The following is a 15,339-nucleotide window of genomic DNA, read 5'->3' as shown; positions in this document are numbered from 1 at the left end:
GTACGGCTGTGGCGCCAACACGAGCCACCGTGGCGCCATTCTCGTTTCGGCCGGATACGGGCCCGCGCCGGAAGCCGACCCTCAGAACCGGCGACACCGCTGTCCCGGCCACCGGGACAGGCCCGGACCCCCGGAACGTCCGCCGCCGCAGAGTCGTGGCACCACGCTGACGCCACATCAGACGACCCCTGGCGTTTGCGCGGCGCCATTTCGCGCCAACCCGGCCCTCCGGCTTCCTCGGCAGGGGGCAAAGAGGGCAACAGAGGTGCCCGCAGGGCTGCCCTCCACGTCGGCGTACCTCCGCAGGCCCCGGACGCATCCCGGAAGTGACAGACACAACTCCGCCCGGATTGTAAGCTTTGGGCGAGAATGGAACCGAGCCTAGCGTTCAGATTCGGCCACGCAGTCGGGCCCGAGCCAAGGCGCCCCTTGAATGGCGCCACGCATGTGCCATCATGGCGTCATGAACTTCACGCCATACGTCGACGATATTCGGCACGGATTCGTGGTCGCCGCGGACCCGGGCGGAGAAGAAGGGAGGACCTCGGGCGGGAAGCGCCGCATAGGACCCGATTCGCCCGCGCCGCACGCCGATGACCTCGCGTGGCACCACCTCCCCTCCGATGACCTCGCCTGGCAGCACCGCCCGTCGGACGACCTCGCGTGGGAACACCACCCGTCCGACGACCTCGCCTGGCAGGACCTGCCGTCCGAGCAGCCGCCGTGCGCGCCGGAGCCCGCCGGGATCCCCCTCGGCCTGCTGTGCGCGGCCCTCACCGGCGGTTACATCCGGCTCCAGCTCTCCGCCCCGGGTGACCTCGACACGGCCGCCGCCCTGTTCGACTCCGCCGTGCCCGACCACGAGGTGCTCGCGCTCCAGGTGCCGTCCGACGGCACCGTGGCCACGCTGCGCTCCGTCCTGGGCGTGCTCGACGAGGCGGGCATCCGGATCACCGCGATCACGGTGCACACCCCCGGACTCGGCGACGTCGCGTCCACCTTCCTGGACCCCGAGGACCGCGGCCGCTAGACCGCGGTGAGCAGCGGCAGCGTGCGCGGCCCCACCACCTCCGGGGTCGTCTGGAAGACCGGCGGGCGCCCCGGGTCGGTGCGCAGCGCCGGAAAGCGCTCCAGGAGGATGTCGAGGGCGATCCGCGCCTCGATGCGGGCCAGCGGCGCCCCCAGACAGAAGTGGATGCCGCGGCCGAAGCCGAGGTGGGGATTGGGATCGCGCTCCGGGTGGAATCCGTGCGGGTCGGCGAAGACGCGCGCGTCCCGGTTCGCCGCGCCGAGCCACAGCGCGACCACCTGCCCGGCTGGCAGCCGCCGCCCGCCGAGCTCCACCGCGCGGGTGGTGGCCCGGTAGAACATCGAGAAGGGCGGCAGCAGGCGCAGCGCCTCCTCGATCACCGCGGGCACCAGCGTCCGGTCCGCCCGCACCCGCTCCCGGGCCCCGGCGTGGGCGTCCAGGCAGAGCACCGCGTTGCCCAGCAGTATCGTCGTCGTGACGTGCCCGGCGACGAGCAGCAGTTGGGCGAAGTTGCCGAGGGCGGCCGCGCTCAGCCGCTCGCCGTCCACCTCGGCCCGTACCAGCGCGGTGAGCAGATCGTCCTGCGGGCGCCTGCGGCGCTCCTCGGCGTGCGCGCCGAAGTACGCGCTCATGCGCGCCGACAGGTCGAGGACGGCCGCGACCATGTCGGCGCTCCGGGCCGTCCGGCCGACCGCGGCCACCTCGGAGCGCGCGAGCAGCTCCTCGGCCCACTCCCGGAACAGCTCCCGGTCCTCGCTCGGCACACCGAGGAGTTCGGCGATGACGGTCACCGGCAGCGGATGGGCGAGGTCCGCGACGAGGTCGAGGCCGGAGCCGCCGTCGACCCGGTCGAGCAGTTCGTGGGTGAGGGCGCCGATCCGCGGCGCGAGCCCGGCCACGAGCCGGGGCGTGAAGGCGCGGCTGACGAGTCGGCGGAGCTTGCGGTGCTCGGGCGGGTCCATCTGGGTGAGCATGCCGCTGCGCTCGTACTCCGGCAGATCGGGCGCGAAGTGGTGGACGATGTCGGACGAGTAGCCGCCGGGGTCGGCGAAGACCTCGACGGCCTCCGGGTGGCCGTACACGTTCCAGACTCCGAGCCGTTCGTCGAACTCGACGGCCCGCGCGGGCTCCTGACCGCGCAGCCAGAAGTGCGCCGGGTGCGCTCCCCACTGGTCGACGAGCGTGGTGAGCGGGGACGAGTGCCTGGACGGAGACGTTGACGGGGACGTTGGCAGGGACGTTGGCGGATACGTCATGAAAAATCACCTGTTTCAGATCGCGCGAGGACGCGCGTCACGGTCACGAGCCGTGGGGCACGAGGGAAGCGGTGATACGCAGGGGGCGTTCCTGGTCACCGGTCGGCGAAGCCGAGGGAAGGGGCCGGTCGGGCGGGCGCGGCGGGACCGGTCGTGGGCGCCGACGCCTGATGCCGGCGCCGGCGCCTAGTGCTGGCGCTGCCGCTCAGACCCGGCGTATGACGATGTCGCCGCGGCTGGTGGCGGCGTGTATCTCCACGGCCTCGCCGGGCTCCTCCGGGGCGCCCGACGCGCCCAGGGAGTTGCGTATGTGGCCGACCTTGGTGTGGACGTCGAGCCAGGCGGCCGTGCCGCTCCTGACCCCTATCTCCAACTGTCCGACCGCGGCCCTGAGTTCGACGCGGCCGCGGCACACCTCGCCGAGCCGGACGTCACCGGTGACGGACCGCGCGGCGACGGTGTCGTGGACGCGGCCGATGGCGATGTCACCCCGGTTCGCGGTCACCCGCAGGGGGCCCGTGACCTCTTCGACCTCGGAGTCCCCGCTGGTGTTCCTGAGGGTGAGCGGGCCGTCGATCCGGCCGACGGTGACGTCGCCGTAGGCCACCCGGATGTCGGCCTCGCCGATGGCGCTGCCGACCTTGACGTCGCCGTATCCGGTGGTGAGCTGGAGGCGCCCCGCGCGCTCCAGGTGGATCTTGCCGACCTCGGTCTTGAACTCGCACTCCCCCAGCTCGCCCTCGCCGTACAGGTCGGCCACGATGGCGTCGCCCGCCACGGCGGAGCCCGCGGGCAGTTCGACGGTGACGTCGACGGAGCCGCCGGTGCCGAAGAGGCTGCGCCGCTTGGGCGCCCTGATCAGGAGCCGGCCGTGGGAGAACTCGACCCGGGTCTGCTCGGCGGCACTGCGGTCCGCCTGGCTGAAGCCGCTGCTCGGGCTCACGTCGACGACGGTCCGGGCGCATGCGCCCGCGGTGAAGCGCAGGACGCCCGCGGTGAGCTGCAACGAGACCGAGATCGGCTCGGGGGTGTCGAAGGCTGGCATGGCTGCCCCGTCCTCATGGGTTCTGCCGGGCGTCCCCACGGTGGGACGGCAAGGGGAGATGGCGCGCCCGGCCGGGGGCGCACGCTCCGCGACGCCATCATGGCATCACTCTGGCGCCACTGCAAGCGCGGAGTGGCGCGTGCCGACGCCTGACAGGCGCCAGCAAGGGTGGAACGGGCCCTGCCCTCCCAGAACCGGCCTTGCTCGCCCTGGCCGAAAGGCCGCCCACCAGTGGTGGACGGCCTTCGGCCAGTGCGCAACCGGAGTCAGCACGCGTCCGGAGTCAGCACGCGGCCAGGGTCAGCGCGCGGCCGGGCTCAGCGCGTCACGTCCCGCCGCGCCCGCTCCAGTACGCCGGGCAGCGTGCGCAGGAACGTGGTCACCTCGTCCTCGCCCACGATCAGCGGCGGGGCGAGCCGGATCGTGTCGGTCCCGACGGCGTTCACGAGGAGCCCCGCGTCCTGGGCCGCCTGCTGCACCTGCGCGGCGAGCGGTTCGGTCAGGACGATGCCGAGCAGGAGGCCGGCCCCGCGGACCCGGTCCACCAGCGGGTCGCCGAGGGCCTCGATGCCCTGGCGCAGCGCCTCGCCCTGGCGCTTGACGTGGTCGAGCAGCCCGTCGCCGTGGATCGTGTCGAGGACGGCGAGCGCGGCGGCGCACGCGACGGGGTTGCCGCCGAACGTGGTGCCGTGCGCGCCGGGCGCCATCAGGTCCGCGGCCGGGCCGAAGGCGAGCGTCGCGCCGATCGGCAGCCCCCCGCCGAGTCCCTTGGCGAGCGTGAGGACGTCCGGCTCGACGCCCTGCGCCTGGCACTCGAACCAGTGCCCGGTGCGGCCGATGCCGGTCTGCACCTCGTCGAGCACGAGCAGCGCCCCGGCGGCACGGGTGATCTCGCGCGCGGCCGCCAGATAGCCGGGCGGCGGCACGACCACGCCGTTCTCGCCCTGGATCGGCTCGATGACGACGAGCGCCGTGTCGGTGTCGACGGCCGCGCGCAGCGCCTCGGCGTCGCCGAAGGGCACGTGCGTGACGTCCCCGGGCAGCGGCTCGAAGGCGGTGCGCTTCGCGGGCTGGCCGGTCAGCGCGAGCGCGCCCATGGTGCGGCCGTGGAAGCCGCCGTCGGTGGCGACCATCCGGCGCCGGCCGGTGAGCCTGCCGATCTTGAAGGCGGCCTCGTTGGCCTCGGCGCCGGAGTTCGAGAAGAAGACCCGGCCGCCGCGCCCGGAGAGCCGCAGGAGGCGCTCGGCGAGCCGCACCGGCGGCTCGGCTATGAACAGGTTCGACACATGGCCGAGCCGGGCGATCTGCTCACTCACGGCGCGGACGACGGCCGGGTGCGCGGTGCCCAGCGAGTTCACGGCGATGCCGCCGAGGAAGTCCAGGTACTTCTTGCCGTCCGCGTCCCAGAACGCGACGCCCTCGCCGCGCACCAACGGCACCCGCGGCGTGCCGTAGTTGTCCATCAACGACGCCTGCCAGCGCTCGGTCAGCGCCGCCGACTGCCCGCCCGTACCGGTCCCGGCCGCGCGTCCGGCGTCGTCCATGCCCTCGCTCATCGCGTCCCCTCTTCCACGGCCGCGCTCGTCGCGGCCCTCGTGCGCCGGTGCCCGTCGCCCCGGGTCGCGGGGTCGGGTCGTCGGCGTCCATCGGCCCCGATCATCGCAAGCCCTCCTCGATGTCCGGCAGGACCAGGGTGCCGATCTCCTCGCGCGTGAACATCTCCAGGAGCACCGAGTGCTGGACGCGGCCGTCGATCACGCGCGCGCTGCCCACGCCGTTGCGGACCGCGTGCAGGCACCCGGCCATCTTCGGCACCATGCCGTCGTGCAGCTCCGGCAGGACCTTCTCCAGCTCGCTGGCGCTGAGCCTGCTGATGACCTCGTCGCTCTGCGGCCAGTCCCGGTACAGACCCTCGACGTCGGTGAGGAACACCAGCGTGTGGGCGTTCAGGGCGGCGGCGACCCCGGCGGCCGCGGTGTCGGCGTTCACGTTGTAGACGTACTCGTCGTCGACGCTCCGCGCGATGGGAGAGATCACCGGGATGCGGCCGTCGTCGAGGAGCGCCTGGACCGCGCCGGGGTTCACCCCGACGATCTCGCCGACGCGGCCGATGTCGACCCGCTCGCCGTCCTCGTTCTTCGGCTGGTGCTTGGTCGCCGTGATGGTGTCGGCGTCCTCGCCGGTCAGGCCGACGGCGAGCGGTCCGTGCTGGTTGATGAGGCCGACGAGCTCGCGCTGCACCTGTCCTGCGAGGACCATGCGGACGACGTTCATGGCCTCCGGCGAGGTGACGCGCAGGCCCTCCTTGAACTCGCTCGCGATGTCGTGCAGGCGCAGCGCGGCGCTGATCTGGGGGCCGCCGCCGTGCACGACGACGGGCTTGAGCCCGGCGTGCCGCAGGAAGACGACGTCGTGGGCGAAGGCGGCCTTCAGCTCGTCGTCGATCATGGCGTTGCCGCCGAACTTGATGACGCAGATCTTGCCCTGGTGGCGGTTGAGCCAGGGCAGCGCGTCCATCACGGACTGCGCCTTCACCAGTGCGGGGTGTTCGTGAGTGGCGCTCCTCATGACGAGTACGCGCTGTTCTCGTGGACGTACTCGGCCGTGAGGTCGTTCGCCCACAGGGTCGCCGCCTCGGTGCCGGCCGCGAGGTCCGCGGTGATGACGACCTCGCGGCCGCTCATGTCCACCCCGTCCCGGTCCGCGCCGATCGAGCCGTCCTTGCAGACCCACACGCCGTTGATGGCGACGTTGAGGCGGTCCGGCTCGAAGGAGGCGCCGGTGGTGCCGATGGCGGACAGGACGCGGCCCCAGTTGGGGTCCTCGCCGTGGATGGCGCACTTCAGGAGGTTGTTGCGGGCGATGGAGCGCCCGGCCTCCACCGCGTCGTCCTCGGTGGCGGCGTTCACCACGTCGATGCGGATGTCCTTGCTCGCGCCCTCGGCGTCGCCGATGAGCTGCCGGGCGAGGTCCTCGCACACCGTGCGGACCGCCTCGGCGAACGCGGCGTACTCGGGGGTCTTCCCGGAGGCGCCGGAGGCCAGGAGCAGCACGGTGTCGTTGGTGGACATGCAGCCGTCGGAGTCGACCCGGTCGAAGGTGAGCCGGGTGGCCCCGCGCAGCGCCTTGTCCAGGGCCTTGCTGTCCAGGTCGGCATCCGTGGTGAGGACGACCAGCATGGTGGCGAGGCCGGGGGCGAGCATGCCCGCGCCCTTGGCCATGCCGCCGACGGTCCAGCCCTCGCCCTCGAAGACGGCCGTCTTGTGCACGCTGTCCGTGGTCTTGATCGCGACGGCCGCCTGCTCGCCGCCGTCCTCCGCCAGGGCGGCCGCCACGGTCTCGACGCCCGGCAGGATCCGGTCCATCGGAAGGCGCGTACCGATGAGCCCGGTGGAGGCCACCGCGACCTCTCCGGCGCGGTGTCCGTCCAGGACCGCGGCGACCTTCTCGGCCGTGGCCCGCGTGTCCTGGAAGCCGGGTGCGCCCGTGCAGGCGTTGGCACCGCCGGAATTGAGGATGACGGCGCTGACGGCGCCGCCCCTGATGACCTGTTCGCTCCACACCACAGGGGCGGCCTTCACCCGGTTCGCGGTGAAGACACCTGCCGCGGCCCGGCACGGGCCGTTGTTCACAACGAGGGCCAGATCAGGATTTCCATTGCTTTTGATTCCGGCCGCGACGCCCGCGGCCGAAAAACCTCGTGCTGCCGTGACGCTCATGGCTCTGCTTCTCCTCAAGCGGAAGTTCCCGGCTTCCCGGGAAGGCCGAGGGGGGCCATTGGCAAGGGCATCGACCACGGGCCCGACAAAGCCCGGCCGACGCCACCCCATTCCTCGATTCTGACGGCTCTGCCGACTGAGAGCCGAAACTCAACAACGCGCTGTCGGTTCCTTTGCGTTCCCCGCCTGCCGACCGATCGCGCAGTTCACCGACGGGCTTCGGAGAAGTGCACCGATCGTCGGGCGGGACCCACCGACAGCTCGCAACAAACTACCCGCGATTCCGGCGCTCGGCACCGGGGCGTTGTCCTGTCCACAGGACGCGCGTCGCACGGCCCGCTCCCTAGTGGGGGCAGCCCTGCCGGTCTCCGTGGTGGTGGGGCCCGGGGAAGGACCGGATTCGCACCTGACTTCGTCCTGGCGGCGATACGGATTTCACGGTGGCGCAGTATCGTCCCGGGACGGACCCCGGCAATTCCCCGGAGACGGGCGGATCTGGACGCCGGGGCCGCACCGAACGACAATGGCGGAGCCGGTACCCGGCCCGCGGACGGCTTGCCGCGGCGGCGGGCCCCGGCCCGCCGGGGGGTTCCTCCTTCGCCGGTGCACCGCGGCAGACGGAATCCGCGGGGCCCGAGGACCTGTCCGGTGACCAGACCTTTCGAATTGGAGTGACTATGAGCAGCAACCCGTTCGACGACGCGGACGGCCGGTTCTACATCCTGGTGAACGACGAGGAGCAGCACTCGCTGTGGCCGTCCTTCGCCGAGGTGCCCGCCGGCTGGCGGGTCACGTTCGGTGAGGCGAGCCGTCAGGAGTGCCTGGACTACGTGGAGCAGAACTGGACCGACCTGCGGCCCAAGAGCCTCCGCGACGCGATGGCGGCGGACAAGGCTGCGTGACACGCTCCGCGTACCGCTGAGGGCCCCGACGCCGGGAACGGCGCCGGGGCCCTCTCTCGTGTGCCCGGAGGGCGTCCGGGCACACGAGAGAGGGCCCCGTACCGCCCGCGGGGCGTCCCCCCGCCGGGAGCCGCCTGGGAAACCGCCCGGGAGCCCCCGGGGGACGCCCAGGAGACGCCCGGGAGGCGCCCCCGCCCGCGGCCCCACGCGCCTACGGCCCGCCAGCTGGGCTGGCGGGCCGCGGTGCGGAGGTGGGGCGGGGAGACCGGGCGGGTGCCTAGGCCCCGCTGCCGACCCGGGCCGGCTCGCCGCGGCGCTCGACGAGGGAGTCGGCGATCTCACCGCTGCGGATGGCGATGTTCGAAAGGAGCGACGAGGTCAGGCCGTGCGTGTGCTCGGTGCCGCCCTGGAGGTAGATGCCGCACGACAGACCGGGCTCGGTGACCACCCGGTAGTCGCGCTCCACCTGGTGGCGGCCCTCCTTGTCGCGCAGGCAGAAGCGGTCGAGGTCGCCGAGCAGGCTCGTGGCGTCCATGCCCTGGTAGCCGGTGGCGAAGACGAGCGCGTCGACGTCCATCTCCTGCTGGGCCTCGTCGTCGAGGAGCGAGTGCAGCACGACACGCGTGTCGTTGCCTGAGCGCTTCACTTCCTTGACCCGGGTCAGGTTCAGGAAGTGCAGGCGCTTCTCGCCCGCGACCTCTTCCTCGTAGGAGCGCCGGAACAGCTCACGGATCACGTCGTCGTCGACGACGGAGTAGTTCGTGTTCTTGTGGTAGCGCCAGAACGCGTCGCGCGTCGTCTCGCTGCCGAAGTAGTAGTGGTCGACCGCGGTCGGGTCGAACACCTGGTTGGCGAAGGGCGTGTCGTCGGCCACGGAGTAGCCGTACGACGGGAGGATCGCCGACACCTGCGCGTGCGGCAGCATGTCGTGCAGGTACTTGGTGATCTCGGCCGCGCTCTGCCCGGCGCCGACCACCGCCACGTTCTGCAGCTCCGCGGGGTCCATCCGGCCGTACTTGGCCAGGAACTCCGAGCTGTGCCAGACGCGTTCGTCGCGGTCCATGCCCTCGGGCATGCGCGGCACGAGGCCCGTCGAGACGGCGACGTTGTGGGCGCGCACGACGCGGGTCGCACCGCTCGCGGTGTCCCGGACCGAGATTTCGAGGTACTGCTCGGATCCCGTCCCGGCGTTCTCGGGAAGCCGGATGCCGGTCACTTCCGAGTTGTACGTGACGCGGTCGCTGAAGTTGGACTCGGCCCACTCCAGGTACTGGTGGAACTCCTGCCGGGTCGGGAAGAAGTCCTGGTTGTTCACGAACTGCACGAGGCGGTCCGAGGCGTGCAGGTACGAGACGAAGCTGTACCGCGACACGGGATTGCGGAAAGTGGCCAGGTCCTTCAGGAACGAAATCTGCATCGTCGCCTGGGGAAGCAGCATGTTGCGGTGCCAGCCGAAGGCTGCCTGCCGCTCGAAGAAGGCGGCCGTGACCGGCCGACCCGACGCGTTGTTCTGGTGTTCCTCCAGGGCGATGGCCAGGGACAGGTTGGACGGGCCGAACCCGATGCCAACGATGTCGTATATCTCGTGTTCACGAGTACCCATAGATAATCTCCCGCTGGTGTAGCTTCGACAGGGACTTCCGCGTATTCGCTGAGGTTTCAGTGCTGCGGTTGCCCGAGAGGACCTCGGCCGGAAATGCTGTCAACTGTCGTTTCTGAAGTGCGGCTGATGGTCTCGAACATCTCGACCGGTGGTCCGGAAGAACACGCATTGAGTATTGCGCTGGAGAACACCGCCACGCCAACTTAGAGGGGCCGGGCGGACCTTTCAAGAGGACCTGGCAGCCGCACCTGGCCGGGCACCGCTGTCCCGTCGACAGGACAGCCGGGCTGCTCGTCCGCAATTCGGCTCGTGCCTCGCAGGACGTGGGTAACGTCGGCGGCTTGGCGCGCCGCACCGTCAGTGATTTCAACGAAAGGGTGAGCTCCGGATGTTTGTACCGAGCCAGTACCGCCAACCGGACAGTTCCTGGATGATCGACCTGATCCATGGCAATCCCCTGGCACTGTTCGTGAGCAACGGCACGGAGGAAGCAGGACCGTTCGCCACGCATCTGCCGGTAATCCGGGATCCGGAGTGGTCCGGGGAATGGTCCGAAGACCTCGCGGGCGCCCGGCTGCTCGGCCATATGAACCGGGCGAACCCGCACTGGAAGGCGCTCGAGTCGGGCAGTGTGAACCTGCTGACGTTCACCGGACCGCACGGCTATGTGTCACCGACGGTCTACGACGTCACGCCGGCCGCGCCGACTTGGAACTTCACCTCGGTCCACGTGCACGGCGTGGTCGAGAAGATAGAGGGCATAGAGAACACCCTGGCCGTCGTGAAGGCGACGGTGCGGGCCTATGAGAGCGCTTTCGGTGACGGCTGGGACATGTCCGAGTCCCTGGAGTACTTCCGGAAGATCGTGCCCGCCGTGGGCGCCTTCCAGTTCAGGGTGACCGGCGCCGAGGGCATGTTCAAGCTCAGCCAGGAGCAGCCGGACGAGGTGCAGGAGCGCGTGCGCCGCTCGTTCGGCGGGCGCGAGTGCACCCGCCACCAGGCGACGGCGAGCCTCATGAGCAAGCTGCCCTGACGCTCCCTCCCCGAGAACGGCCGACGGTACGGGCGCCGCCCGCCACACTCACGGGCCCCACGGGCCCGTACCGTCGGCACCCATCGAGGCGTCCACGCGACGCGCCGCCGTCAGGGCGGAGCGCCGCGGCGCCATCGGCGCGCATGCGAGGGCCCGCACCCCCTTCCGGGGTGCGGGCCCTCGCATGTGACTCCTCGGATCAGGCACTGATGCCGGCCTTCTCCTGCTCCTCTTCCTCCAGGGCGCGCTCGGCGGCGTTGTCGAGCGTCGCGAGCACCCACTGCTCGAAGTCGATGCCCGACTGCTCGGCGGCCTTGTGCCACCACTGGAGCCGGCTGCCGGGCACCGCGAGGCGCCGCATCGTCTCAGGGGTCGGCGTGCCGTCCCTGACCTCGTCCTCGCGCGCCATGCGGATCGCACTGCGCAGCTGCTTGGTGGTCCACTGCAACTGCTCCGCGCGGTCGAGCCACAGCTCCTGCTCGTCGACCGGCAGCGAGGCCAGTTCGGCATGGTGCTGGAAACTCAGCGCCGCGCGCCGACGGCTGAAGTCGAAACGCCGCGAAACCCATGCGTAGTTGCGCAGCGTCTGGTACTGCAGGCCCGCCGCGCGAATTCCACGCTGATAGCGGTCGGTGTAGTGGTCCTTGCCGTATACCAGCCAGTCTCCCAGCCACCAGGAAGAGGAGTTCACAATTCCGGAAAGCTGGCGTCCGGCCCGCTCCCAGTCCTCGAAGGTCAGCCCGGCAGGCATCTGCAGGCCCACCTTCGTCGTCAGTACCTGGCCACGACGCTCGTCCACTCGGCGCTGCCGCGGGACGGAATTCGCGTTTCTACGGAACAGCACAACCTTCGAGCCCTCGAGGTCGCTGACCTGGTTCGTCATCATGCCTCCATGTGAATGAACTTCGAACGAACACGGACATAACGGACCGCGTTCGAACGGGAAAAAGCCATGCGGGCTTGGCAGCCGTGTCCAAGATCCCCTCGGGATCGGTCGCCATCGCGCATCGCGAGGCACAGGCTTGCCAATCGATCACAGCCGATCGGCCGGATGAAAGCTCGTTCGAGCCGCTCGCCGAATCAGGTCGTCAAAGATCCGTCAACTCACGGATGGACCCGTCGGGGTGGCCACGCGCACATCCCGCCGCCAGGCGGCCTCTAGCCGAGGCAGCCTCCGGCGCTGAGCACGGGCAGGTCCGGCCGTTCGGCGCGCCCCTCAAGGCAGCGCGGAAGGCATTCAGTCGGCATGTGTGCGGATACGTACATCAACTACTCGCCCCGTTCAACTACTCGCCCCGTTCGCCTGGACCACTCCACTCCATGCCGTCTGCACCGACGTGTCCCCCGTCAGTACAGATGACCCGGATTCGCAGTGGTCTCTTCCAAAGGCCTACCCGAGTAGAACCCGACACCTGTTGGAGATTCAAGGAAGAGGCCGTCGCTCGTCGCGACTTTTCGAAGTTCGAACAAGCTAGCCCAACTTCGCTATCCCTGTCATGGGTGGCCTGGATCTCTCGGATCCACTCGCGGGAACCGTTTTGACGATTGTCTTCCGCCAGTCAAGGCAAGAATTGAGCCAAATCCACCAGAGGGCAAACAGTTGCATACGAGAAGGGGGCACACGGGAGGACGGGGCGGGTCCTCAAGTTTGCTGGCTCGGCCACGGCAAACAGTGGGGAACCATCTCCACTTGTGCGCTGTAGCGGAATCCTGAGCTCGTTAGGGAACACTAGCATTATCCATACGGATTCTTAACGCCCTTAACGCGCTCTCCCGGGCCACCGCTCCGCCGGCCTCCTCCGACGCCAACTGCGGGCAGGCCACAGCGGAGTTCGAGCACCGCGGCGGCCGACGAGCTCAAAGGGCGGAAGCGGTTCGCGACAGGGACGCGGAGGCGGTCGCGCGATGTCGGAATCATGAATTCCGCCGGGCGGCCGAGGGAGACCGGGGAGCGGGAATCGGCGCGCGTCGTTCCGCCCGGCTTGTGGCCGGGACGGCCGAAGGCCGCACAACTCCGCGGCAGAGGGACCGGACGTGGGCGGTCCGCCGTCGCGCCGAGTGCCCGAAGAGGGGTCTACGCCCCAATTTGCAGCCGTGGTTGTCACATCTGTCACGCCCGCCGCAAGATGGTGCGCGGCGCTCTCGGATCCTAGACTCAACGCTCGGCAGCCGCCGCTCAGGGACGTCCGGGAGGGATTGCAGCATGGTTGTGCCCTGCGCATTGCCAATATCGACTCCGGTCAGCGAGGTACCCGACCCCCATCTCGCGTCACCCTTCAGCGACTTCACCGACCAGGTCTTCCAGAACCTGCGCCGCGCGGACCAGCGCCGCTGGGCCGGCGCCTATCTGGCGGGGCTGCTCATCACCCCCGGCAAGAAGTCGGTGCGCCGCCTCGCCGGAGCCGTCTCGGCCTCCCCCACCGCGGTGCAGTCCCTGCGCCAGTTCGTGAGCCTCAGCCCATGGGACTGGGATCCGGTCATGCACGAGCTGACCCGGTGGGCGGAGCGCCACGGCCCCGCTGCCACCTGGGCGATCGGCCGTGCGGTGCTGCCCAAGCGCGGCGACCGCTCCGTGGGCGTGCACCGCTACTTCGACCCGAGCACGGGCCGCACCCTCAACTGCCAGCTGGGCCTCGGCGCGTTCCTCTGCATCGGCGGGCTCCAGGTCCCGGTCGACTGGCGGCTGCTGCTGCCCGCGCCCTGGACGGAGGACCCGCAACTGCGCCGCCGCGCGCGCATCCCCGACGAGGTGTCCCACCGTCCGCTGTGGGCGCAGGCCCTGGACCTGGTCGACACCCTGGAGGCCAGGACCGAGTCGACGGCCGCGCCGGTCGTCGCCGACATGAGCGACGACCCCGACGCCGGGCTCTTCCTGCGCGGACTCAGCCAGCGCGCCCGCGATTTCGTCGTCGCCGTGCCCCAGCACCAGAAGGTCCTGCCGGTCGGCGAGCGCACCCCGAACGGCCCGGATCCGGTCAGCGCCCGGGCCCATGTCTCCCAGGGCAACACCGAGACCGTCCTGGTCACGGCCGCGGACGGGCGCCAGCAGGAGCTGCGCGTCCAGTCGGTCCTGGTACGGCTGCCCGGAGCGCGGGCCGGGGCCACCCCGGAGTACCCCTACCGGCTCTTCACCGAGGTGCTCCCGGACGGCAGCCAGGGAGTCATGTGGCTGACCAGCCTCACGCACCGCCGTCTCGACAACGTTGCCTCACTGGCCACCCGTCGTCACGGCACCACCGCGGCCGTCGCGGGCATGGAGCGGCACTTCGGGCTCCTGGACTTCGAGGGCCGCTCCTTCCCCGGCTGGTACCACCACATGACGCTGGTCTCGGCCGCGTACACGTATCAGCGCCTCACGCACCGGCCCGCTCCCCGGCACCTTCCGTGCTGCCCCACGCCGCTGCCGCAGCACACCAGGGAACGGCTGCATCTGGCGGATCGCTAGCCCTTCCGGCGGTCCACCGACTGCCCTCACGTTTCCATTCGTTAAGCGGAATTTCGCCGCACGCGCACTGAAAGGGCTGCCCTTCCGCCGCCTTGTTCCGCAACGCAATTCGGTGCCACCGGGCGCGGCATATGCGTATGCCGAGCGTGCACCATGGCCAAATGACGCGCATATGACGGGGCTTCCACGGATATACCTCGGAGCGGAGTCCGTCCGTACGCACTTCATTCACCCAGGGGTACGTTCGTCCGGAATTGGAGCGAGACGTCGACGGTTCCCGGCTAAGCCACTCCGCGGTGGCGCGAGGCATGTGGCCGATTTCTCAACAGGCGGTCCGCACGGTCGAGTTCACTGGAACTGCGTGCATAATCAGATCTCCGGCACACGCCGGAAGGGTGCGGCCCTGGAAACCGCCGGGGGAGGTCGGTCTCCAGGGCCGCTGGATCGGTCCGCCGCGCGGCAGCACGGCGGGCCGAAGCTTCTAGGGGCGCGGCCCGCCCCGAAGGAGAACCGGACACGGATGCGCTCGGCCGCGCGTCACCGGATCAGTTCACCCAGCCCGTGTAGCGCTGGGCGCCCGCCGGGGCGCCGTGGGCGGCACGCTGGTCCATCCGGCGGCCGCGGTCGTCGTACTCCAGCGTCGCGGACACCGCTCGAACCAGCCAGGCGTTGACCGACAGCTGCTCCCGGCCGGCGGCCTCCTCGATCCGGGCCTTGAGGTGCTCGGGCGGCCGGAAGTTGATGCGGGAGGTCGCCCCCTCATCCCCGTTCGCCATTAATGGCGCCAGTGACACCAAGGGTGGCGCCACGCCCGGGGACCCACGGTCGTGGTCCCGGTCGCCCTCGTCACCGAAGGAACGGTCCTGCGGAGGCAGCGTGACCACGAAGGTCGGATCGAGCCCGCGCAGGCGGACCTCGACGGAGCCCGGCGCCATGTCGCGGGTGATCTCGTCCACGGCCGCCGACAAGGCGTCGAGGAGCGTGAGGCGCACGGCGGAACCCAGCGGCGCGATCAGACGTCCGGCGAGGTCGCGCGTCTCCTCGTCGCCCGAATCGACCGCTGCGGCGAGCTCCTGCCGCAGATGGTCGACGTACCGCGTGAGTTCCATGGCGCCATCGTCGCACCATTGTGGCACCACGCGCAAGCTTTCGATTCATTGCACCCCGCGGCGGCGGGCATTCTTCGGCCGCTGGCCGGTTCTCGCTCCTGCGCCTAGCGTGGAAGGGAGCGCGGCCCTGCCGCGGGGGCGCATGACCTCGTCCGGAGCGCGCTGTCCCATCCCAGGGGGGCGGGAGGTCGTAGCAC

At 70.5% G+C, this 15,339-nt stretch carries 12 protein-coding genes; 4 read left to right on the top strand and 8 right to left on the bottom strand.

Annotated elements, in window-relative coordinates:
- The first annotated feature begins 463 nt into the window (after window positions 1-463).
- Window positions 464-1,030, top strand: a complete 567-nt coding sequence (locus tag CP982_RS34385; protein ID WP_150514029.1) for a hypothetical protein — start codon at window positions 464-466, stop codon at window positions 1,028-1,030.
- Here the strand turns inward: CP982_RS34385 and CP982_RS34380 are convergent.
- From CP982_RS34380 to argJ, 5 genes are all read right to left on the bottom strand, one after another.
- Window positions 1,027-2,286 carry a cytochrome P450 gene (locus tag CP982_RS34380; RefSeq protein WP_150514028.1) on the bottom strand — a complete coding sequence of 420 codons (1,260 nt, stop codon included), beginning with the start codon at window positions 2,284-2,286 and terminating at the stop codon, window positions 1,027-1,029. The genes CP982_RS34385 and CP982_RS34380 overlap by 4 nt on opposite strands.
- Window positions 2,287-2,491: 205 nt before the next feature.
- Window positions 2,492-3,331, bottom strand: a complete 840-nt coding sequence (locus CP982_RS34375; protein ID WP_150514027.1) for a DUF4097 family beta strand repeat-containing protein — start codon at window positions 3,329-3,331, stop codon at window positions 2,492-2,494.
- Between the two features lie 317 nt (window positions 3,332-3,648).
- Window positions 3,649-4,875: an acetylornithine transaminase gene (locus CP982_RS34370; protein WP_372503530.1), complete on the bottom strand. Its 1,227-nt coding sequence runs from the start codon at window positions 4,873-4,875 to the stop codon at window positions 3,649-3,651.
- A gap of 112 nt (window positions 4,876-4,987) precedes the next feature.
- Window positions 4,988-5,899 (bottom strand): acetylglutamate kinase, encoded by a 912-nt coding sequence (gene argB / locus CP982_RS34365; RefSeq protein ID WP_150514025.1) that lies wholly within the window; start codon window positions 5,897-5,899, stop codon window positions 4,988-4,990.
- Window positions 5,896-7,050 (bottom strand): bifunctional glutamate N-acetyltransferase/amino-acid acetyltransferase ArgJ, encoded by a 1,155-nt coding sequence (gene argJ / locus CP982_RS34360; protein WP_150514024.1) that lies wholly within the window; start codon window positions 7,048-7,050, stop codon window positions 5,896-5,898. Before argJ ends, argB begins: the two co-directional genes overlap by 4 nt.
- 677 nt (window positions 7,051-7,727) lie before the next feature.
- Here argJ and CP982_RS34355 point away from each other — a divergent pair.
- Window positions 7,728-7,952, top strand: a complete 225-nt coding sequence (locus CP982_RS34355) for an MbtH family protein (RefSeq protein ID WP_138962850.1) — start codon at window positions 7,728-7,730, stop codon at window positions 7,950-7,952.
- Window positions 7,953-8,229: 277 nt separating this feature from the next.
- Here CP982_RS34355 and CP982_RS34350 read toward each other — a convergent pair whose 3' ends face one another.
- The gene (locus CP982_RS34350; RefSeq protein WP_150514023.1) at window positions 8,230-9,555 is read right to left on the bottom strand and encodes a lysine N(6)-hydroxylase/L-ornithine N(5)-oxygenase family protein; all 1,326 of its coding nucleotides are present in this window, start codon (window positions 9,553-9,555) and stop codon (window positions 8,230-8,232) included.
- A 388-nt stretch (window positions 9,556-9,943) separates the two neighbouring features.
- On the opposite strand from CP982_RS34350, the gene CP982_RS34345 reads away from it, so the two are divergent.
- Window positions 9,944-10,588, top strand: coding sequence for an FMN-binding negative transcriptional regulator (locus CP982_RS34345; RefSeq protein WP_150514022.1), 645 nt, complete (start codon window positions 9,944-9,946; stop codon window positions 10,586-10,588).
- 199 nt (window positions 10,589-10,787) lie between these two features.
- Here CP982_RS34345 and CP982_RS34340 read toward each other — a convergent pair whose 3' ends face one another.
- Window positions 10,788-11,474: an LmbU family transcriptional regulator gene (locus tag CP982_RS34340; protein WP_144321977.1), complete on the bottom strand. Its 687-nt coding sequence runs from the start codon at window positions 11,472-11,474 to the stop codon at window positions 10,788-10,790.
- A 1,317-nt stretch (window positions 11,475-12,791) separates the two neighbouring features.
- Between CP982_RS34340 and CP982_RS34335 the strand changes: the two genes are divergently transcribed.
- On the top strand, window positions 12,792-14,033 hold the full coding sequence (locus tag CP982_RS34335) for an IS701 family transposase (RefSeq protein WP_150514021.1): 1,242 nt from the start codon (window positions 12,792-12,794) through the stop codon (window positions 14,031-14,033).
- A gap of 545 nt (window positions 14,034-14,578) precedes the next feature.
- On the opposite strand, the gene CP982_RS34330 is transcribed toward CP982_RS34335, so the two are convergent.
- Window positions 14,579-15,142, bottom strand: coding sequence for a hypothetical protein (locus CP982_RS34330; protein ID WP_150514020.1), 564 nt, complete (start codon window positions 15,140-15,142; stop codon window positions 14,579-14,581).
- Window positions 15,143-15,339: the final 197 nt, after the last annotated feature.

The sequence above is a fragment of the Streptomyces spectabilis genome (genome assembly GCF_008704795.1).
Taxonomy (GTDB): domain Bacteria; phylum Actinomycetota; class Actinomycetes; order Streptomycetales; family Streptomycetaceae; genus Streptomyces; species Streptomyces spectabilis.
The sequence above is the reverse complement of the archived record's forward strand: the minus strand, read 5'-3'. Positions and strand labels throughout refer to the sequence as shown.